The 20,216-nt window shown below is 71.4% G+C and carries 18 protein-coding genes; 4 read left to right on the forward strand and 14 right to left on the reverse strand.

Annotated elements, in window-relative coordinates:
* Positions 1-228 (reverse strand): hypothetical protein (locus tag VMV22_08260; protein HUY22321.1); only part of this gene is annotated, 228 nt, incomplete at its 3' end.
* A gap of 129 nt (positions 229-357) precedes the next feature.
* Here VMV22_08260 and VMV22_08265 point away from each other — a divergent pair.
* A complete protein-coding gene (locus VMV22_08265; GenBank protein HUY22322.1) occupies positions 358-915 on the forward strand; it encodes a helix-turn-helix domain-containing protein in 558 nt (185 codons plus the stop codon).
* 165 nt (positions 916-1,080) lie between these two features.
* On the opposite strand, the gene VMV22_08270 is transcribed toward VMV22_08265, so the two are convergent.
* The 4 genes from VMV22_08270 to VMV22_08285 all read right to left on the reverse strand — a co-directional run bounded on the left by VMV22_08270 (position 1,081) and on the right by VMV22_08285 (position 4,290).
* On the reverse strand, positions 1,081-1,527 hold the full coding sequence (locus VMV22_08270) for an MscL family protein (GenBank protein HUY22323.1): 447 nt from the start codon (positions 1,525-1,527) through the stop codon (positions 1,081-1,083).
* Between the two features lie 41 nt (positions 1,528-1,568).
* Positions 1,569-2,567: an alpha/beta fold hydrolase gene (locus VMV22_08275; protein ID HUY22324.1), complete on the reverse strand. Its 999-nt coding sequence runs from the start codon at positions 2,565-2,567 to the stop codon at positions 1,569-1,571.
* A 146-nt stretch (positions 2,568-2,713) separates the two neighbouring features.
* Positions 2,714-3,646, reverse strand: a complete 933-nt coding sequence (locus tag VMV22_08280) for a hydroxymethylglutaryl-CoA lyase (protein HUY22325.1) — start codon at positions 3,644-3,646, stop codon at positions 2,714-2,716.
* Positions 3,643-4,290 carry a carboxymuconolactone decarboxylase family protein gene (locus VMV22_08285; GenBank protein HUY22326.1) on the reverse strand — a complete coding sequence of 216 codons (648 nt, stop codon included), beginning with the start codon at positions 4,288-4,290 and terminating at the stop codon, positions 3,643-3,645. Before VMV22_08285 ends, VMV22_08280 begins: the two co-directional genes overlap by 4 nt.
* Positions 4,291-4,460: 170 nt before the next feature.
* On the opposite strand from VMV22_08285, the gene VMV22_08290 reads away from it, so the two are divergent.
* Positions 4,461-5,669: a CoA transferase gene (locus VMV22_08290; GenBank protein HUY22327.1), complete on the forward strand. Its 1,209-nt coding sequence runs from the start codon at positions 4,461-4,463 to the stop codon at positions 5,667-5,669.
* A gap of 24 nt (positions 5,670-5,693) precedes the next feature.
* Here the strand turns inward: VMV22_08290 and VMV22_08295 are convergent, their stop codons facing one another.
* The 7 genes from VMV22_08295 to VMV22_08325 form a co-directional block, all read right to left on the reverse strand.
* On the reverse strand, positions 5,694-6,053 hold the full coding sequence (locus VMV22_08295) for a metalloregulator ArsR/SmtB family transcription factor (GenBank protein ID HUY22328.1): 360 nt from the start codon (positions 6,051-6,053) through the stop codon (positions 5,694-5,696).
* Between the two features lie 118 nt (positions 6,054-6,171).
* Positions 6,172-7,719 (reverse strand): NADH-quinone oxidoreductase subunit C, encoded by a 1,548-nt coding sequence (locus VMV22_08300; GenBank protein HUY22329.1) that lies wholly within the window; start codon positions 7,717-7,719, stop codon positions 6,172-6,174.
* Complete coding sequence (locus VMV22_08305; protein ID HUY22330.1) at positions 7,716-9,170, reverse strand: proton-conducting transporter membrane subunit; 1,455 nt, start codon at positions 9,168-9,170, stop codon at positions 7,716-7,718. Before VMV22_08305 ends, VMV22_08300 begins: the two co-directional genes overlap by 4 nt.
* The gene (locus tag VMV22_08310) at positions 9,170-9,829 is read right to left on the reverse strand and encodes a hypothetical protein (GenBank protein HUY22331.1); all 660 of its coding nucleotides are present in this window, start codon (positions 9,827-9,829) and stop codon (positions 9,170-9,172) included. The genes VMV22_08305 and VMV22_08310 overlap by 1 nt, the downstream gene beginning before the upstream one ends.
* Entirely contained in the window at positions 9,826-10,788 is a 963-nt protein-coding gene (locus VMV22_08315) for an NADH-quinone oxidoreductase subunit H (GenBank protein HUY22332.1), read from the reverse strand. The genes VMV22_08310 and VMV22_08315 overlap by 4 nt, the downstream gene beginning before the upstream one ends.
* Positions 10,785-12,806, reverse strand: a complete 2,022-nt coding sequence (locus VMV22_08320; GenBank protein HUY22333.1) for a proton-conducting transporter membrane subunit — start codon at positions 12,804-12,806, stop codon at positions 10,785-10,787. The genes VMV22_08315 and VMV22_08320 overlap by 4 nt, the downstream gene beginning before the upstream one ends.
* Positions 12,803-13,273, reverse strand: a complete 471-nt coding sequence (locus VMV22_08325) for a hypothetical protein (protein ID HUY22334.1) — start codon at positions 13,271-13,273, stop codon at positions 12,803-12,805. Before VMV22_08325 ends, VMV22_08320 begins: the two co-directional genes overlap by 4 nt.
* Before the next feature lie 409 nt (positions 13,274-13,682).
* On the opposite strand from VMV22_08325, the gene VMV22_08330 reads away from it, so the two are divergent.
* The gene (locus tag VMV22_08330) at positions 13,683-13,907 is read left to right on the forward strand and encodes a hypothetical protein (protein ID HUY22335.1); all 225 of its coding nucleotides are present in this window, start codon (positions 13,683-13,685) and stop codon (positions 13,905-13,907) included.
* Between the two features lie 395 nt (positions 13,908-14,302).
* On the opposite strand, the gene VMV22_08335 is transcribed toward VMV22_08330, so the two are convergent.
* A complete protein-coding gene (locus tag VMV22_08335) occupies positions 14,303-17,863 on the reverse strand; it encodes an IPT/TIG domain-containing protein (protein HUY22336.1) in 3,561 nt (1,186 codons plus the stop codon).
* Between the two features lie 663 nt (positions 17,864-18,526).
* Between VMV22_08335 and VMV22_08340 the strand changes: the two genes are divergently transcribed.
* The gene (locus VMV22_08340) at positions 18,527-19,285 is read left to right on the forward strand and encodes an SDR family oxidoreductase (GenBank protein HUY22337.1); all 759 of its coding nucleotides are present in this window, start codon (positions 18,527-18,529) and stop codon (positions 19,283-19,285) included.
* A 35-nt stretch (positions 19,286-19,320) separates the two neighbouring features.
* On the opposite strand, the gene VMV22_08345 is transcribed toward VMV22_08340, so the two are convergent.
* The coding region (locus VMV22_08345) for a TauD/TfdA family dioxygenase (GenBank protein HUY22338.1) at positions 19,321-20,216 on the reverse strand (896 nt) is incomplete at its 5' end.

Here is a 20,216-nt window from a genome sequence, read left to right on the forward strand (position 1 = left end):
CCCACCGCTGGTCTGGAAGACGATGCTCTCGGTGTCGCCCGAGACCTTGGGGGACACGCTCTCGAGCAGGGAGATGGCCCGGGTCGACTCGGTGTTGGGCAGGGAGAAGCTGTCCGAATAGGCGGTGCCCATGGCGTTGGACGCCGTCGTGACGCCGACCAGGGTCAGGATCCACAGCAGCAGGACGAGGCGGCGGTGGCGGACGCACCATGAGGCGATCGAGCGCATGGCGGGGACCCCGGGGGTGTGGGAGGGCGACGACGAGGACGGCGGGGAACGAGCCCCGGTAAGACGCTATCATCTCATTTTGCTGAAGAATCGTCGCATAACGAGGCGCGTACGACTTACACTGAGTCGGTGGGCTCCCGTTCCTCGCTGCGTGACCGCACGTCGACGGCCATCTTGGATGCCGCCGCCCTCGTGTTCTTCCGCGAGGGGGCGGGCGCGAGCATGGACGAGGTGGCCGACGCCGCCGGGTTGGGACGGGCCACCGTCTACCGGTACTTCCCCAGCCGCGACGCCCTGCTCCACGCGCTGCTCGAGGACGCCCTCGACGACATGGCGGCACGTCTCGACGAGGCCGAGATCGACCTGGCCACCGTGACCGAGGGCGTGGCCCGGGCGGCCCGGGCGCTGGTCGGCGCCTCGAGCAAGTACGCCTTCCTGGCCCACGAGGCCAAGCACGTGGAGCCCGACGAGGTCGAGGAACGCCTCGCCGCCCCGCTCCGGGCCCTGTTCAGCCGGGGCGTCGCCGACGGCACGCTGCGGCGGGACCTGAGCGACGAGGAGCTGAGCCGGCTCTTCGGGGGCCTGTTGCAGGCGGCGGTGCAGATGACGGCCCAGGGAGCCGTCGGGGCCGAACGGGCCGCGGCCATGGTGAGCAGCGTCTTCCTCGACGGGGCGGCGGCACGGTAGGTGCCCTGCGGACCGGCGGGCCCCCCGGGGTTCGACCCGGCGTCGACGAACCGCTCGGCGATCGAACCGACCCGATCTCGTGCACGGGTGCCCTCCTGGCACCTCGCACCGTCATGCCGGTGATGTGATGTCGGCTCCGGGCCGTTCGCGCGTTGGCCAGCCGCCTTACCCGTTGGCGCCGACCGCAGCGCCAGTCGGCTGATCGGTCGCGCAGTACTTGCACTTCGTCGCCGCGGCGGGAAGGTCGTCGGACAGACATGCCGGACACGTCTTGGTGGGCGGCGGGTCACCGAAGACGACCTGGCCGCGCCTGGCCGAGATGGACTTGTACGGCACCACGATGGCGAAGTAGACGACGCCCATGAAGATGACGAAATAGACGATCGCGGAGATGAACGAGCCGAGGTTCAGGAACGTGGCGTTGTTGTTCTTCTGGCCGAGCTGCACGCCGAGCCCGACGGCCTGCCCGCCCTGAGCGCGAGCGATGAGCGGGTTGATCACCGAGTCGGTGAACGCCTTGATCAATGTGCTGAACGCCAAGGCGACGATCAGACCGACGGCAACGACGATGACGTCACCTCGCAGAAGGAAGTTCTTGAAGCCCTTGATCATGAACGCTCCTTTCACATTCGTCGCTCTTGCGCACCGCCTGATCATGAGGGCCCCTGGCGCAGCAGGTCGCGCCGCTCCTCTGGATCGAAACTGGCGGGCTCTGTCGTGTGCAGGAAGTCTGTCAGGATTTCCACGAAGCGGGCGGGCTCCTCCACGTGGGAGTAGTGGCCCACCCCCTTCATCACCTCGAGCCGGCTGTCGGGGATGGCCTGGTGCGCCCGGTAGGCGTGGACGAGCGGGATGATCCTGTCGTGCTCGCCCCACACGATGAGCGTCGGCATGTGGGCGGCCAGGTAGAGGCGGTCTGTGGCGCTGACCGACTGACCGCCCGGGTCGATGACGGCCCGCATGGTGCGGACGAAGGCGTGACGGTTCCCGGCCTCGGTCAGCGACTTGTAGGAACGCCACATCTCTGCTGCCCCGGCGCTGCCGATGCCCCGGTCGCCGAGGAACCCGGCGACCGGGTCGCCCCAGTGCCGCACGAAGGCCGGGAACAGCGCCGGCATCACGTACTCGAACGCGGGCAGGGTGATGAGGCGGAGGATCCAGTTCACCTCGCGGCCCAATCCCCCGGCATCGACGAGCACCAGGCGCTCGCAGCGCTCGGGGAACTGGTACGCGAACTGCAGCGCCACACCACCCCCGAACGATTGTCCGACCACGGTGGCCCGCTCGATGCGGAGCAGGTGCAGGAGGTCGCGCACGGTGCTGGCATGGTTGCCGAGCGAGTAGTCGCCGACGGGCTTGGCCGACACCCCGTGGCCGAGGAAGTCCGGGGCCAGCACCGTGTAGTCGCCCTGCAGGAGCTTCATGGCGGGGACCCACGTGCAGGAGCTGCCGGCGATCCCATGGAGCAGCAAGAGCACGGGGCCATCGCCGCCACGCCGGTAGCCGATGTCGTGCCCGTGGATGGAGACGTGCTCGACCGGGAACTCGTCCGTCGCCGTGGACCGCCCCACCGCCGCTGCGACCCCGTCGGTGCCGGCCCGCCCCTCACCAGGCGGCGCCGACAGCGACTCCTCGGTGTGGACGTGTGCCATGACGCCATTGCGCCCCGGTCGCGGCGGTGGCGTCGAGGGCCGAAGTACCCGATCGCGCACGTGGGCACGAGCACCGTTCTTGCCGTCGTGGCCACCATCCAGCGGCGGCGGTGCCACCCTCACGCGCCGTCCGTCCGACGGGACGGTCAGCCGGGCACCACCCGTGCGGGGAACGGGCCCGAGCGCACCAATTGCCCGGGCAACGGGTGCCCGAGTGCGTCCGCCAGCCAGCGCGAGGCCTCGAGCAGCCCCTCGAGCCGGACCCCGGTGGCAATGCCCATCCGGTCGAGCAGGTGGACGAGGTCTTCGCTGGCGATGTTGCCGGCGGCACCCGGGGCGAACGGGCAGCCGCCGATCCCACCGATGCTGGCGTCGAGGGCGGCGGCCCCGGCTCCCACGGCGGCCACCGCATTGGCGAACCCGGTGTTGCGGCTGTTGTGCAGATGGACCCTGACCGGCAGCCCGGTGTCGGCGGCGACGCCCCGCACCAGCACCTCCACCTCGGGAGGGACCGCACAGCCGATGGTGTCGGCCAGACCGATCTCGAAGGCCCCCGCCGCGGCCACCCGGCGGGCGAGCTCCCGGACCCGGCCCGGCTCCACCACCCCCTCGTAGGGACAGCCGAAGGCCGCCGACACGGTGGCCGACGCACCGACCCCGGCCGCCGTCGCCTCCGATGCCACGCGTGACCACATGGCCAGGGCTTGCTCCACGCCCATCCCCTGATTGCGGCGGGAGAAGGTCTCGGTCACGAGCACCACCACGTTGACCTCGTCGACCCCGGCGGACAGCGCCCGCTCGAGGCCCCGCTCGTTGAGGACCAGACCGGCCAGGCGCGCGCCGGTCCGGCGGCGGACCCCGGCCATCACCTCCTCGGCGTCGGCCATGGCCGGCACCCGGTCGGGCCGGGCGAAGCTGACCGCCTCCACCCGGGTCACCCCCGCATCCAGGGCACGCTCGATGAGGGACACCTTGGCCTCGGTGGACAGACGGACGGGCTCGTCCTGGAGCCCGTCGCGCGGCGACACCTCGACCAACTCCACCGCCCGCGGTGGAGCGGCGCCCCGTGCGGCGCTCACGTGGGGGGCAGGCTGATGTCGCGGCCGACGTCGCGAGCCGAGGAGCCGTCGCCACCCGCCACTTCGACCACCGGCTCAGGACGGTCGTCGAACTCGGTGCGCAGTGCCCGCGACATCACCGCGTGCTGGAGGTAGAGGGCGGCGATGTAGGTCAGCTCGAGGATCTCCTCGTCGCCCAGGTGGGCATGCAGGGCGGTGAAGAGCCCGTCGGGCACCCGTCCCCGGTCGAGCACCAGGCAGTCGGTGTAGGCCAGGACCAGGCGCTGGGTCTCGTCGTAGCAGGGGGCTGCCGCCCAGTGGGGGATCGCCTCGATGATGGCCTCGTCCACCTCCTGGGCACGCAGCGACTTGCAGTGCTGGGAGAAGACGAACTGGCTGCCGGCGGCCCAACCCGCCCGGGCCTGGGCCAGCTCACGCAGCGTCGGGTCGAGACGCCGGTTCGGGCTCTGGTACAGGCCGAACCCCTGGACGGCGTGCTCGAGGACGTCGGGGACCAGGGCGAACACCGTCCACCAGTCGCCCGGCGACCCGGTGGCGGTGCCGGGCTCGGCCACCGGGTCGCGTCCGTCGAAGAGGTACTCGTACATGACCTGGACGATGGGCGCCTCGGCCTCGGCCTTGGGCACCTGGCGCAGGCGCGGCACGGGGTCAGGCCGTCGCCCGGGCGACGGCCTGGGCCGGCCGGTGACGGTCGACCCCTCGGAACCCGCCTCCGTGCTGTGCAGCCATGATCTCCTCCGCCTCTTCCCGCACCCCGTTCGGGGCTCCGCCTCGTCCCTCACCGTCGGGGGACCGGCTCCCTACACTCGGCGCCATGACGACGACGGAGCGGACGGGTCCCCTGGTCGGGCTGCGGGTCCTCGAGCTGGGCAACTTTATCGCCGGGCCCTTCGCCGGCCAGCTGCTCGGCGACTACGGCGCCGATGTCATCAAAGTGGAGACCCCGGGCCGAGGCGACCCCATGCGCACCTGGGGCATCACCCACCAGGGCCAGGGGCTGTGGTGGCCGGCCATCGCCCGCAACAAGCGCTCCGTGGCCATCGACATGCGCCGTGCGGCCGGGCGGGAGCTGGTCCGGCGTCTGGCAGCCCGGGTCGACGTGGTCCTCGAGAACTTCCGGCCCGGGCGACTCGACGAGTGGGGCCTCGGCTACGACGAGCTCCGGAGCCGGAACCCGGGCATCATCGTGGTCCACGTGTCGGGGTTCGGGCAGACCGGCCCTCGCGCCGCCGACGCCGGCTTCGGGTCGATCGGCGAAGCGATGGGGGGCATCCGGGCCACCACCGGCGACCCGGATCGGCCGCCCGCCCGCTGCGGCATCAGCCTGGGCGACGCGCTGGCCGGGCTCTTCGCCGTCGTCGGCACGCTGGCCGCACTGGCCGAACGCCACGCCAGTGGTCGAGGGCAGGAGGTCGACGTCGCCATCTACGAGGCTGTGGCCGCGCTGATGGAGTCCACGTTGGCCGACTTCGAGGTCGCCGGGGTCACCCGGCGCCGCACCGGGGGTGTCCTCCCGGGTGTGGCCCCGGCCAACGCCTATCCGACCGCGGACGGATCCGACGTGCTGATCGCCGGCAACGCCGACTCCGTCTTCACGCGCCTGTGCGCCGCCATGGGGCGGCCCGAGCTGTCTCGGGATCCACGGTTCGGTGACCACTCCGCCCGCGGGCGCAACATGGAAGAGCTCGACGGGCTCATCGCCGACTGGACACGCACCCAGGAGACCGACGGCCTGCTCGCGCTGCTGTCGTCGCACGGCGTGCCTGCCGGCCGCGTCTACACCCCCGCCGACATGGTGGTCGACCCCCACTACGGCGCCCGCGCCATGGTGGTCCGCGCGGCGTCACGCGCCGGCTACGAGGTCCCCATGCCCGGCGTGGTGCCGAAGTTCTCCCGCACTCCGGGGGGCGTCGCCGACGTCGGCCCCGAGCTGGGCGAGCACACGGAGCCGGTTCTGCGCGAGCTGGCCGGTGTCGAAGACGGCGAGTGGTCCTCCCTGGTGGCGCAGGGCACGGTGGCCTGAGGAGCCGTGCGGCGCAACGCAGGCTCAGCGGGTCGACCTGGGTGCGACACCCGGCTCGGATGGTGACTCGAGCTCTGCCAGGAGTGCCCTGGTCTCGTCGAGTGACGACGTGAGGATCCGACGGGCCACGTCGAGCAGCTCGAAGATCATCGGATTCCCGACCGAATAGAGGACGGTGTTGCCTTCCTTGCGCGCCTGGACCAGATTGGCCCGCCGGAGGACGCCGAGCTGCTGGGACAGGTGCGATGCCTCGATGCCGACAGCGGGGACGAGCTCGCTGACAGTCCGCTCGCCGTCGCGAAGCACCTCCAGGACCCGGATGCGCGCCGGGTGGCCCAGCGTCTTGAAGAACTCGGCCTTGACGTGGTAGATCGGAGTTGTCACCGCTTCTCGATTCTCGGATCATCGCGCCCGGTGTCCGACGCGCCCCGGCACCGGAATGTCGGGCCGGATTCTAACGGGATGGTCCCGTCGGCCACGGGGCTCGTCCTCCGACCGGCCCTCACAGATCGTTGCCCGCATACGACAGGTTGAAGCTCTTGTTGACCAGGGGGAAGTCCGGGACGATCGTGTCGGCCAGTGCCAGCGACAGCGCCGGCCAGTTGAAGAAGGACGGGTCCACGATCTTCACCCGGACGAGCCGCCCGGACTCGTCCACCTCGACACGGTGGACCACGCTTCCCCGCCAACCCTCGACGATCCCCGTCCCTGCCGCACTTGCCGTCCTGGTACGACGGCCTCGCCCGTTGAACGCCCGGTGGCTCGAGGTACGTGGCGCCCCCGAAGTCGTACAGCGGTCCGACAACATCGCCAGTGACGCCTCGGCCTCCTCGACCCGCACGTCGAATCGAGCCAGCACGTCACCGGTCCGCGCGCCCGCCGGAGAGAACCCTGTCATCAGTGGCGCACCGGTGGGGTGCGCAACTCTCGCATCGAGGGTCGAGCCCGAGGCACGGGCGACGACTCCCAGCACACCCAGCGCGGCGGCATCCTCGGCACCGAGCACAGCCGTTCCGGTGAAACGGTCGACCACCGTGCTCTGGCCCCGGGCGAGCTCGACCAGCTCGTGGAACCGCTCGGCGATCTCCCTCAGCTCTGCGTCTCGAGGCAGGGCTCGCACGCGGACCTCGCCGGGAGTGATCGCTCCACGCAACAGACGGTGGCCCGTGACCGACGCGTTGAGCCGGAGGAGGCGTTCGCGCAACGTCAGTGCTCGAGCTTGCGCGAGTCCGAAGCCGACGTCGTTGCACAGGGCGCCGACATCGGCCACGTGGTTGTACAGGCGCTCCAGCTCGAGCAGGAGACAGCGCAACTCGCACGTCCCCTGGTCGACCTCGATGCCACGGGCCTCCTCCACGGCCATGCAGTAGGCCAACCCGTGACCGACGGCGCTGTCACCGGAGATACGTTCCGCCAGGACCACGCCCTCGTCGCTGCCCTGACCCTCGAAGAGCCGCTCGATCCCCTTGTGGACGAACCAGAGCCGTGCCTTCATCTTCAAGATGGTCTCTCCGACCACGGAGAAGCGAAAGTGGCCGGGTTCGATGAGCCCCGCGTGAACCGGTCCGACGGGGATCTCGTAGACGCCGGAACCCTGCACCTCGACGAACGGGTACGAGCCGGCGTCGTCGACCATGACGGGCACCGGGCCGGCGTCCTGTCGCATGGGGTACCAACCCTCGGGCCAGTGTTGATGGAGGACCAGACGTCGGAGGAACGGGTGGCCGATCGGCACGATGCCGAACAGGTCGTGCATCTCGCGTTCGAACCGGCCCGCCGGGAACGAGATTCCCGCCAGCGAGGGGACCTGCGGCCGTCGGCGGTCGACTGCCACCGTCAGTTCGAGGCGCCGGTCGGGGGGCCCGGACGTGAAGAGGTACGTGACGCGCAACGGTCCGGACGCGTCGACGGCGGCCACGAGCGCCAGGCGGTATCCCTGCCGGAGGAGATCGGTGGCCGAGGCGAGCAACTCGTCCGCCGGCAGCTCCACGGACTGCCGGGAGCCGCCGGGGTGCTCGATGCCCGGTGGCAGCACGGGCGCGCCGGTCATGGCGCCACGACGTGCGCCGCCGCGTGGAGCAGGGGTTGGAGCGGCCACGCCGAGACTCCGATGAAGGCGCAGCCCACGAGACCGCCGACGAGGGGAACGGCGACGAGCGCGGGGGTCGTCAGCGGACCTTGCGTACCCCTGGGACCGAGCAGAAGGTGACGGCCATGGGACATGACGGCGGCGAAGATCACCACCATGCAGACCAGTGAGGCCGCGGCCGCCCAGCCCAGCCCGACCTGGAATTCCGCACGCAGCATGTTGAGCTCGCTCACGAACAGGCTGAACGGCGGGAGGCCGAGCAGTGCCACGAGGCCGAACCCGAAGATGCCGCCGAGCACGGGTCGACGGCTCAACAGGGCCGGGACGCGCTCGATCTCGCTCGTGCCCTCGGTCAGCAGGATCTCACCCGAGGCCAGGAACAGCACTCCCTTGGCCAGGCCGTGGCCCAGGACGTGGAGGAGCACGGCGGCGATGGCCAACGGTGAGCCTGCCGCCGCCCCCAGGGCGATGAGACCCATGTGCTCGACGCTGTGGTACGCGAGCATCCGTTTGTAGTCCCGCTGGGTGAGCAGCAGCGACGCCGCCACGAGGAGCGACAGCAGGCCGACGACGACGAGCAGGGTGCGGGGGAACGCCGGGCCGAGCGCACCATCGGCGATCACCTTGAAGCGCAGGATCCCGTAGAAGGCGACGGTCAGGAGCACCCCGGACATGAGGGCGGACACCGGGGCGGGGGCCTGGCTGTGGGCGTCGGGCAGCCAGCTGTGCATCGGCACCAGACCGACCTTCGTGCCGTAGCCGAGCACCACCAGCGCGAAGGCCAGGCGCATGACCCCGGGATCGAGCCGGTGCGACTGCGCGACGAGCGACGTCCAATCGAGGGGGTGCGGACCGTGCCCGCCGACATGGAGCGTGGCGAGGTAGACGAGCACGGTGCCCAGGAAAGCCAAGGCGATCCCGACGGAGCAGATCACGATGTACTTCCACGAGGCCTCGAGCGACGACCGGGTGCGCCGATGCCCGACCAGGAAGGTCGTGACCACCGTCGTGGCTTCGACGGCCACCCACAGCACGCCCAGGTTGGCGGCGAGCACCGCCAGGAGCATGGTGGCCAAGAACGCCTGGACGAGGACGAGGTACAGCGACGCATGCCGGCGCGAGCTGCGCCCCGCGGCGACCTCGGCGTCGAGGTACCGCACCCCCTGCCACGTCGCCAGCACGGCGATCACTCCGATGACGACGACCATGAAGGCGCTCAGTGCGTCGGCCCGCAAGAAGCCGCCGAGCCCCGTCACCGGCCCCGTGCGCACGACGTCGACGGCGAGCACCGCGGCCGTGACGAGCACTCCCGACGCGGCGGCCGTGCCGAGCCAACCGAGGCCGCGCCGCCACGGGGCACCACCGCACACGAGCCCGCAGGCGACGGGCAGCGCCAGGAGGGCGACCAGCATCAGTCGTGCAGCTCGGTGAGCTGGTCCAGGTCGAAGGGGCCCAAGCGGGAGCGGAGATGGGTGGCGAGCACCCGCAACACGATGACCGCCAGCAACACGTCGAGCGAGGCGCCGAGCTCCACGAGCAGTGGCACGCCTGCGGTCGCCAGAAACGCAACCAGCGCGACGCCGTTGTCCACGAGCAGGATGCCCACGATCTGGGAGACCGCCTTGCGGCGGGTCACGAGCGCGAAGAACCCCACCAGCATGCAGGCCAGGCCCAGCGGGATGAGCCGTCCGGCCGTGGTGGGCACGAGCGCGGTCACCGAACGCGTGGCGGCGAACGCCAGGAAGGTCAGCGCCCCGGCCGCCACCAGCGACGCGGGCACGTTGACCAGAGGTTGGGTCTCGCGGCTCCCGGGGTCGCCGCGCACCACACGGGTGATGAGCATGGGGACGACGGCTGCCTTGGCGGCGAGGACGAGCAGGCCCACGACGACGAGGCCGGGGTCGCGTTGATGGAGCCCGATGACCATGGCGACACAGGCGAGGGCCAGGCCCTGTATGGCGAGGGCCCGCACGATCGCGCCGAGGGACCGGCGCCACAACGTCACCACCGCGCACAGCAGGACGGCGGCAGCCTCGAGTCCGAGGGCGCTCGCGTAGGTCGAGGCGCTCACTTGACCACCAGGCCGCTCACGACGCCGAGCAGCGCCAGGACGAAGGCGCCGGCGAGCAGCTCGGGAATCCGGAACAGGCGCACCTTGGCGGTCGAGACCTCGAACACGCTGAGGGCGACGCCCAGCAGGGCCACCTTGGCGGCCAGCGACGCCACACCGACGGCGATGTCGGCCGCGTGGGTGGTCGTCGCCACACCCCAGGGGGCGACCAGGTTCACGAAGATGCCGAGAAGGAGGGTGAGTCGCATGGCCTCACCCACGGTGACGACCGCCAAGTCGGGGCCGGCGTACTCGAGCACCATGGCCTCGTGGACCATGGTGAGCTCGAGGTGCGTGGCCGGGTTGTCCACCGGCAGCCGGCCGCTCTCGGCGACGATGACGATGAGCAGAGACCCCAGGGCGAAGAGCCGCTGCGGTGTGGCCACCGACCCGGGCCCGGCGAGGGTGGCCCGCACGATGGCGGCAAGGTTCGACGAGTGCGCGGTGGCCGACAGGGCCAGGATGGAGACGAGCAGCGCCGGCTCGGCCAACGCGCCGATGGTGACGGCCCGGCTCGAGCCCATGCCCCCGAAGGCCGTGCCCGCGTCCATGCCGGCCAATGCCAGGATTGTCGACCCCACCAGCAGGAGGTAGACGAGGACGAACAGGTCCGAACCGGCGCCGAACGCGGGGTGCGTCGTCACAAGGGGCGTGACGGCAGCCGCCACGGCGACCGTGGACACGAGGACCACCGGTGCGAGCGCGAAGATCCACGTCGCCTGGTCGGGGCGCAGCCGCTCCTTCCGGAACAGCTTGCGAATGTCCACGAGCGGCTGCAGGACCGGGGCGCCGACGCGACCCTCGAGCCGGCAGCGCACCTTCCGCATCACTCCGAGGAGTACCGGGCCACCGACGGCCACGACTGCGACCTGCACGGCCGAGGAGATGCCGGCGCCCACCATGGGCGCGATGGTGCTCACCCGATCATCGCCAGCGCGGCCAGCACGATGACGAGCGCACCCAACCCGTATCCGAGGTAGCGGTGGACACTGCCGGGCTGCAACGCACGCGCCGCCTGGCCGCAGCGTCGCACCACCCGGACGACGGGACGGTAGAGCCCGCGCTCGATGGCGTCGTCCACGGCGTTGTGGAACGTGACCGCCTCTATGACGTAGCGGGATTCGGCGACGTGCGTCACATCCAGGTCCTGGACGGGGCGCAGGACGTCGTCGAAGACCCGCTGGACCGGCTCGGCGAACGACGTCGCCGTGTACTGCATGCGCGCCGTCTGGAGCTGGCGACCGCACCCCCAGGCGTCGACCACCCGCGCCGTGGGCCGGCGCGACAGGGACCGGCGCAGGACCATCACCCCCACGACGGCGACGGCCATGGCGCCGGCCAATTCGGTGGGGGCGAGCACGCCTCGGAGCCCGACCAGCTGCACGTCGACGCCATGTGCCAGAAGGGCCGAGCCGACCCCGGGAACCGCTGTCCTGACGGCGCGCTCGACTGCCGGCAGCTCCAGCGCCGGGACGACGCCGAAGACGACGCACACCGCGACGAGGAGGCCGACGGCCAGACGCATGGTGACCGGGACCTCCACGGCTTCGTCGGCGCCCTGCGAACGCGGTCGGCCCAGGAATCCGATGCCCACCGCCTTCACGAACGCCACCACGGTCAACCCGGCGGTGAGGGCCAGGGCCGCGACGGCCAAGGGGACGGCGACATCGGTGGCGGTGTTCCCCGTGGCGGCTCCGTGCAGCAGGCTCTGGAACAGGAGCCACTCGCCGATGAAGCCGTTGAGCGGCGGCAGGCCCGTGATGGCGGCCGCGGCGACGAGGAAGAGCGCACCCGTCTGGGGCATGCGTCGGAGGAGGCCACCGAGCCGGTCGAGATCGCTGCTGCCGGTCGCCATCTGGACCGACCCGGCCGCCAGGAAGAGCGCCCCCTTGACGGCGGCATGGTTGAGCATGAGCACGAGGGTCGCCACTAGGCCCAACGAGGCCAACACGGGATGCCGGGTCGCGGCGAAGAGCCCCGACGCGCCCAGCGCCAGCAGGGCCAGGCCCACGTTGTCGGTCGTGGAGTAGGCGAGCAGCCGCTTGACGTCCGTGCTGCTGGCCGCGTGGAGGGAGCCGAACAGCGCCGAGACGGCCCCGAGGGCCAGCACCGCCAACCACCACCACACCGGGCCACCGCCGAGAAGGGCGTCACCCACGAGGACGATCCCGTAGACGCCGAGCGCCACCATCGCCCCCGACATCAGCGCCGAGACCGGGCTGGGGGCTTCGGGGTGCGCCTTCGGCAGCCATACGTGAAAGGGCACCACGCCCGCCTTCGACCCGAAGCCGATGAGGGCGAGTACGAAGACGAGGCCTCGGACCGCTGGAGCGAGGTGACGGGCATGGTGCCCCATGGCCGCGAACGACTGTCCGCCCGAGTGCGCGGCGAGCACCAACCAGGCGATGAGGATCAATGCCGCGCCACCCTGGGTGAGCACGGCGTACCAGGAGGCGGCGCTCCGGGCCTCCGCTCGCCGGCCGTGGCCCACCAGCACCAGGAGCAGCGACGTGAGGGCCATGAGCTCCCAGAGCACCATGAAGGTGGCGACGCTCCCGGCCGTCGGCACGAGGAGCAGACTCGTGACGAAGATCGGGAAGACACATGCCGCCGTCCGACTGGCGAGGCCGTGACGCGCGTACCCGATGCCGTGCAGCGTGGCGGGCACGGCCACCAACGCCACGAGCAGCACGAAGAAGGCGCCCAACGGGCTGAGCATCACCTCCACGCCGGTGAGCGGGAGGATCGTCGACGAGTGCAGCACGACGGCGTGGCCGGTCGCCAGCACATGGACTGCGGCAACGCCCTCGAGCGCGCACGCCCCCCAAAGGAGCACAGCCGCCCCGGTCACCCGGGACCGATGGGGCAAGGCGACGCCGGCGATGCCGGCACCGAGACCGAGCACGGCGCCGGTGACGACGAGGGTCCCGGCGTTCATCGTCGGGTGATCCCACGCAGCGCCTCGACGATGGCGGTCGGATGGGGAGGGCACCCCGGGATCGAGGTGTCGACCTCCACGACGTCACCGACGGCGCCGACCACGCCGTACCCGCCGGCGAAGACTCCACAGTCCCGCGCGCAGTCCCCCACGGCGATGACGACTCGAGGCCGCGGTGTCGCCTCGACGGTCCTCAGCAGGGGGACCGCCATGTTCTGCGTGACCGGGCCGGTGACGAGCACACCGTCCGCATGCCGGGGCGAAGCGACGAGACGCGCCCCGAAGCGCTCGGCGTCGTAGACGGGGCCGAAGGCGGAGACGATCTCGAGCTCGCAGCCGTTGCACGACCCGGCATCGACGTGGCGGAGCTGCAGCGACCGCACCAGCTCCGGCGGCCCATCCGCGGTCGGCGGCCCCGGGGCGAGGGGCTCGGTCACGCGCCCGAAGCGCCGCAGGGCCCGCGACATCCGTGACGATCCCACCGTGGTGGTCAGCCCGGAGGGGTGGAGCGCGACGACAGGGACCTGGCCCGCAGTCGACCGCCGCACCGGGCACACCGGGGTTCGGCGGCGGCGTCACCCGACGGCGCCGGCGAGACGCGCCAGCAGTCGCCGCACACCAGGGTGTCCCCGGTCGCGGGGGCGGCGTGACGGCCGGCCGGCCGCGGCAGCCCGGGCTCGCCGGCGGAGGAGGGTTCAGACTTCTGCACGTTGCCCGCCCAGGATCAGGGCCATTAATCTGATCATATCGTCATTCTGTCATCTCGGCGGATAGGTGTACCCTCGTCGCCGTGCCTCGCACTGGCAACCGTGACACCGAGGGGTGCCATCACCAGGCGTCCTACCAGGGATTTCAGGGCCCGGGGTCCGCCCGACGGTGAGCGATCCCCGCCTCGACCGCGTGATGGCCGGTCTCCCCGGCGACGAGGACGGATGGCACACGCGCATCGTGCTCGTCTACGAAGACGGCGCGACCGAGGAGCGCCCCGGGTCCCTGTTGGACGCGAGCGAGTTGGCGGCCGAGCACGGGCTGACCCTGGCTGCGAGCCCCGACGACTCGCTTCTCTGGGTCCGGCTCCCCGAGACCTGGGACACGGTGTAGGCGGATGCCGCTCGGGGAGACGGCGGCCATCGTCGGGAGCCGTCACGGCCACCGGCACGTCGGAGGCTCCCGATCACGACCGGTGGGCGTGCGCCCGGTGCGGACGGGCGTCCTGGTCCCGGCTGTGGTGTGATGGAGTGCAGGGGGTTCGATGACCTGGAAACCGGTGTCTGAGCAGTGGGTGCTTGCCCGGCTGGATGGCAAGGTGAGAGAGGTGCTGGTCACCGCTTGGGAGTCGTACAGCGGAGCCGTCAGAGTTGCCTGGCCCCTCGAGACCCCGGCCCATGCCTCTCGCGATCCGTACTCGAGGCGTGCCAGATCGACGGCGATCGACCAGGCGGCCTACGAGCCCCTCGACCCTGAAGCCTTCAAGATCGCCACGCAGGGTTAGTCCGCTACTGCCCCAGGGCGATGATCGTCCCGTTCCCCACCGGGAGGTAGACGATGCCGTTCGAGACGGTGGCCTCACCCTTGACCGCGGTGGACGCCTGGTAGGTGAACAACGTCTTGCCGGTGGCCGTGTCGAGGAAGAGGACCGCGCCGCTCCGGGTTCCTTCGACGAGCACCCCGGGCACCACGGTGATCCCGGCGTACGCCCCGGGGTTGGTGGTGTTCGTCTGGCAGGTCCGCCACACGAAGGCCCCGGTCACCGGGTTCAGGGCGTCGATGCTCCCCGTGCAGCTCGTGCCGTTGACGCTGGTGGTCCCGCCCCCCACGTACAGCTTCGAGCCGTCCCAGGCGGCCGAGATGATCGAGCCGGTGGCGGGGCCCCCCGCCTTGGCCACGTTCGACTGCCACACGGGCCCCGCCGCCAGGTCGGTGCGGTCCCAGGCGTAGAAGATGCCGTTCTTGTTCACCGCCCCCACGAGCTGGCGGAGCTGGCCGTTGATGGTGGCGGTGAACAGCGTCGGCGTCGAGCCGAAGTCGGAGTCACCCTGGGCCTGCGCCGAGGTGGGCACCGTCCAATCCGCCATGAGGCTCAGGTCGGACGCCCGGAGCTTGACGATCGCGGGTGCCAGGCCGGGCGGGCTGCACCCCGGGTTGCCGGTGGTGAAGTAGATGCTGCCGTCGCTCGTATCGATGGTCGGCGACCCCCACACCCCGCCACCGGTGCAACCGGTGGGCACGGTGTCGAAGACGTGCTGGACCGTCCCCGTCGACGCGTCCATCTGCACCATCTCGCCCTGGACCAGGGGGCAGTCGCCGACCGACGCCACGCCCTCGTAGACGCTCCCGTTGTACAGCGTCGGTGAGGACCACAGGAAGTAGGCGGGCTCGACCCCCAGGCTCGTCTTCCAGATGAGCGCCCCCGTCAGCGCGTTGAGCGCGTAGAAGTTGTCGTCACCACCCGGTACGAACAGCACGGGGGTGCCCCCCATGTCGGCCGCCGTGAGCGTGCCGCTGGGCCCGAAGATCACTCCCTTGCACGTGCCCGACGTGATCGAGGTCACCCCCACATTGGTCGTCCAGGTGTCCTTCCCCGTCAAGGCGGTGCCGTGCACCAGGCCGTGCCAGTCCTCCCAGTAGACGAGGTTGTTGGCCACGATGGGTTGGGCGAAGGACCCGAGGCCGTTGCCGTCGGTCCAGTGCAGCTTCAGGGTGGCGGCGTTGGCCGCCGTCAGTCCGGTCTCGGCCGGGTAGTACCCGGTCCGGTCGAGGCCCCCCCGGTAGGTGGCGACCAGCGTCGGCGGTGGCGGGCCCGCCAGGTACGTGTACTGGTCGGCCGTACTCGTCGTGCTCGTGCCGCCCGACGTGGTGACGGTGATGTCGACGGTTCCCGTTCCCCCGGGCGCCGTCGCCGTGATGGTGGTGGCGCTGTCGACGGCGAACGTGGAGGCCGGCGTCCCCGACCCGAAGTCGACGACCGTCGTGCCGGTGAAGTCCGTCCCGGTGACGGTGACCGAGGTGCCGTTGAACCCCGAGCCCGGGCTGACGCCGGTGACGGTCGGCGCGGGCGGAAGTGTGTAGGTGTACTGGTCAGCGGTGCTCGTGGTGCTCGGTCCTCCGGGATTGGTGACGGTCACGTCCACGGTGCCCGTTCCCGACGGTGACGTGGCCTCGATCGAGGTATCACTGGTGACCGTGAACGTGGCTGGGCTCCCCGACCCGAAGTCGACGGCCGTCGCGCCCGTGAAGCCCGAGCCCGTGACCGCCACGGCGGTGCCGCTCGGCCCCGAGGGCGGGCTGATCCCCGTGACGGTCGGTGGGGGCGGAGGGTTGTAGGTGAACTCGTCGGACGGGTTGATCGAGCTGATCCCACCCGAGGTGGTGACGGTCACGTCCACGGTGCCCGTGGCGGCCGGCGTGGTGGCGGTGATGGAGGTGTCACCGTCCACGGTGAAGCTCGACGCCGGCATCCCCCCGAAGTTGACGGCCGAGGCACCTGTCAGGTTGGTGCCCGAAATGGTGACCGACGTCCCTCCGGTGCTCGGGCCCGAGCTCGGGCTGACGCCGGTGACCGTGGGTGCGGGGGGTGGGGGTCCCGCCGTGATGGACACGTTCCGCACGGCCTGGACGTCAGTGTGCTGGCCCGTGCCCGCCGTGAAGCCGACCAGGACCGTGGACGGGAAGCTGGTGGCATAGCTCAACACCTGGTTGCCGTCCATGGTCACGCTCATGCCGGTCGAGAAGGTCGTCACCACGAAGTGGTGCACCGTGTTGCGCAGTGCCGGGATCGACGAGTTCGTCGTGACGTATCCGAGCGAGTCCGAGGTCGGGCCCGGCCCGGTGGCGATGCCGACGAAGTTGCTCGACGGATAGCTGGAGTTCCTCTTGAAGGTGTCGAGGGACACGGCGATGCCCCTGATCCCCGAGAACCCCTCGCCGCTGCCGGCGACCCCCAGGGCGGTGGGCTTGGTGACGCCGGCGTCCGCCAGGGTGAACGTCAGCCCGTCGCCGCCGCTCCCGCCCGAGAGGGACGCGTCGAAGGCGGCGGAGATGCCCACGCCGGGCACGGCGGTGGGCCAGAAGGCGGAGCCCGCCTGGTTGTTGACGGCCGCCGTGAGTTGCAGATCCGGTGGCGTGGCCGTGGACATGAGCTTCGCCGACCCGTTGAGCTGCCACCCGCCGGCCACCGGGGAGGGGATCGCCCCGGGCGGCGGCCCGGCGCCGTAGGTGAACTGGTCACTCGAGCTCGTGACGCTCGTGCCCCCGGAGGTGGTGACTGTCACGTCGACGGTGCCCGTCCCCGACGGCACCGTGGCGGTGATGGTCGTGGCGCTGTTGACAGTGAAGGTGGCCGGGTTGGCGCCGAAGTCCACCGCGCTGGCGCCGGTGAAGTTGGTGCCGCTCACGTTGACCGAGGTGCCCGCCGGGCCGGTCACCGGGTTGACGAAGGTCACGGTGGGAGCCGGGGGCGGACCGGTGACGTAGGTGAACCGGTCGGCCGCGCCCGTGGCGCTCGGTCCTCCGCCGGCCGTGACGGTCACGTCCACGGTGCCCGAGCCCGCCGGCGATGTGGCCGAGATGGAGGTGGCGCTGCTCACGGTGAAGCTCGCCGCGCCGGCACCGAAGTCGACCGCGGTGGCGCCGGTGAAGTTCGTGCCCGTGATGGTGACGGCGGTGCCCCCGGCGGTCGGGCCCGAGGTGGGGCTCACGGCGGACACCGTGGGTGCCGGCGGAGGCGTCCCGCCCACCGTCACGGTGACCGTGGACGACGACGGTCCCTGACCTGATGAGTTGTAGTCGGCCACCGCATAGGTGTGGGTACCGGCCGGCACGTTGGTGTTGGTGTAGGTGGTGGGGGCGGGGTTCGGGTAGCCCCCCGCCCAGAACTTGGTGGACGTGTCGCGATAGACGTTGACGCCGAGCGCTCCCGATGCGTTGGTCCACGTCAGCGTGACGCTGGTGCCGCTCACCGAGGCGTTGAGCCCGGTGGGCCCGGCCGGGACCGCCGCCGACGCGGCCGTGGACGCGAAGCCCCCGCCGGCCGCTCCGAGGGAGGCGATCGTCACCACGGTCCGAAGCCGGCGCCACCTCGACCGGCCCGGCCGGCGGTTCCCCGTCGAGGAGCGCCGTCTCTGCGGTGATGCGATACGAAGAAACAGGGCCATGCGGTCCCCTCCCGAACCGTGCTCCCCACGTCGGTCGGCATTGCGCCACACACCGTGCGCGATGACCACCCAATGTGGGGTGCCACAGGATGCCCGGTCGAGCGGGGGGCGTCAACAGGACCGGGGCCAGGTGAGGTGTGGTGTCGAAGAGCTCGGGCTTCGAGCTCGTGATCCGGCGGAACTCGTCCCGACCGATCCCAGCGACGGGGCGACGACGCCATCGGCGGGCGGGGAGCTCAACCCGGCCCCCGCGGGGCCACGGGCGCTCCCGGCTCGACGACCCGCACGCGGTCGATGACCGCCTCGTCGGGATGCTCGACCGGTTCGTGGCGCCCTGCACGCGCCATCGTCGTCTCCTCGTGTCGACAACGGCGGCCCCGGGATCGGGCCGTGCCGCCGACCAGGGGAACGACCTGGGCACACGCTATGTCGCGTCATCGCACGGCTCAATCGGGGTGCTGCGGGTGCGGCGGGACGCGCCACGCGCCGCCGGGGCCGGTCCGTGCCGTGTCGGTGTGGCCCGTCCCGCGATGCCGCCTCTCGAGCGCTCGGTAGGATCAGCGAGTCATGGACACCGCGGGAAAGGTCGCCGTCGTCACCGGGGCCGGCTCGGGCATCGGCCGGGCCTGCGCCCGGGCGCTGGCGGCCGCAGGTGCCGCGGTGCTGGTGGCGGACATCGACGAGAGCGGCGGGCTCGGCACCGTGGCCGCCGTGCGGGAGGCGGGGGGCTCGGCGGAGTTCGCCCGCGTCGACGTCACCCTGGTCACCGAGCTGTCGGCCATGCTCGACGCCGCCGAGCAGCGGTTGGGGGGCCTCGACATCCTCGTCAACAACGCCGGCATCGTCTGTGGCGAGCCCCTGTGGCCCGCCACGGATCCCCAGGCCCTGGCCACCCAGGTCGCCGTCAACCTCGGCGCCGTGATCCTCGGCACCCGCCTGGCCGTGGACCGGCTGGCCCCGCGCGGAGGCGGCGTCGTCGTGAACATCGCCTCGATCGGGGCGCTCCTGCCCCTGGAGGACGAGCCCGGCTACTCCGCCACCAAGGCGGGGGTGGTCATGTTCACCCGCGCCTGCGCCGCGCTGCACCGGACCCACAACATCCGGGTGAACGCCGTCCTGCCGGCGCTCGTCGACACGCCCCTGCTCGCCAAGTCCGGGGACGGGACCACCGAGGCGCCGTGGGCGCGCCAGGCGCGCGGGATCCTCCCCCTGCTGTCGCCCGACGACGTCGCCGGCGCCGTCGTGGAGATCGTGCGCGACGACAGCTTGGCTGGCCGCGACCGCATCGTCGGCGACCTGCCCGCTTTCGTGACCGACCTGCTCTGAGCCCCCACCCGAGGAGTCGCCGGGCCCGGCGCGCCCTACCCGGCGACAGGGCGGGGGGCCGTTCCCTTCACGCTCGTGCGGAACATCTCCCGGCGGACGCCCGAGTAGTCGTTCAGGGCGTTGTGCATCGTGCACCGGTTGTCCCAGATGGCCAGCGTGTGGCGGGCCCAGCGCAGCCGGCAGGTGAAGTTCTCGTTGACGGCATGCCGGTAGAGGTGGGCGAGCAGGGCCTGGGACTCGGTCGGGGCCCACCCCTCGAAGCGGGTCGTGTAGACGGGGTTGACGTACAGCGCGGCGCGACCCGTCACCGGGTGCTCGACGACGGCCGGGTGGGCGTGCTCCGCGGCGGCGTCCGGCGAGGGGGCGATGGCCATCGAGGTGAGGTCCTTCACCTGGTCGAGGAATCCACCGGTGCCGTAGGCCATGCCCGCCGAGTGCACGGCGCGCAGCCCGGTGAGCGTCTCGCGCAGTCCCCGCGACAGCGTCTCGAACGCCAGGTACTGGTTGGACCACACGGTGTCGCCCCCGTGGTCCGGGACCTCCCACGCATGGAGCAGCGTGTACGAGGGCGGCTCGGGCAGGTAGCTCAGGTCGCTGTGCCAGGCGTTGGCGAAGTTGAGCTGGTCGTCGGGCTCCTTGATGACCCGGATGACGTACGGACGGTCCTCGAGCGGCGTCACGAACGGGGTGGTGTCGCGACCACCGAGCAGGTCGGTGACGCGCTCGAGGTCGTCGAGGCCGATGTGCTGGTCGGGCAGGAAGACCACCAGGTGGTCGGCGAGCGCGTGGCGGACCTCGTCGAGCTGCCCGCGCTCGGACACCGTGCGCAGGTCGATGCCGGTGACCGTCGCCCCCAGCGCGCCGGCGACGGGGTGGATCTGCGCCGATCCCATCAGGTCGTCAGCTGTGGCCGTCGGCGACGACCCCGGAC

The organism is Acidimicrobiales bacterium (assembly GCA_035531755.1).
In the GTDB taxonomy this organism is placed as follows: domain Bacteria; phylum Actinomycetota; class Acidimicrobiia; order Acidimicrobiales; family UBA8190; genus DATKSK01.

Coding starts and splice junctions, on each gene's coding strand:
- VMV22_08340 (HUY22337.1), top strand. CDS start 18,527: ATGGACACCGCGGGAAAGGTCGCCGTCGTCACCGGGGCCGGCTCGGGC.
- VMV22_08320 (HUY22333.1), bottom strand. CDS start 12,806: ATGAACGCCGGGACCCTCGTCGTCACCGGCGCCGTGCTCGGTCTCGGT.
- VMV22_08270 (HUY22323.1), bottom strand. CDS start 1,527: ATGATCAAGGGCTTCAAGAACTTCCTTCTGCGAGGTGACGTCATCGTC.
- VMV22_08300 (HUY22329.1), bottom strand. CDS start 7,719: ATGACCGGCGCGCCCGTGCTGCCACCGGGCATCGAGCACCCCGGCGGC.
- VMV22_08290 (HUY22327.1), top strand. CDS start 4,461: ATGACGACGACGGAGCGGACGGGTCCCCTGGTCGGGCTGCGGGTCCTC.
- VMV22_08325 (HUY22334.1), bottom strand. CDS start 13,273: ATGTCGCGGGCCCTGCGGCGCTTCGGGCGCGTGACCGAGCCCCTCGCC.
- VMV22_08305 (HUY22330.1), bottom strand. CDS start 9,170: ATGCTGGTCGCCCTCCTGGCGCTGCCCGTCGCCTGCGGGCTCGTGTGC.
- VMV22_08275 (HUY22324.1), bottom strand. CDS start 2,567: ATGGCACACGTCCACACCGAGGAGTCGCTGTCGGCGCCGCCTGGTGAG.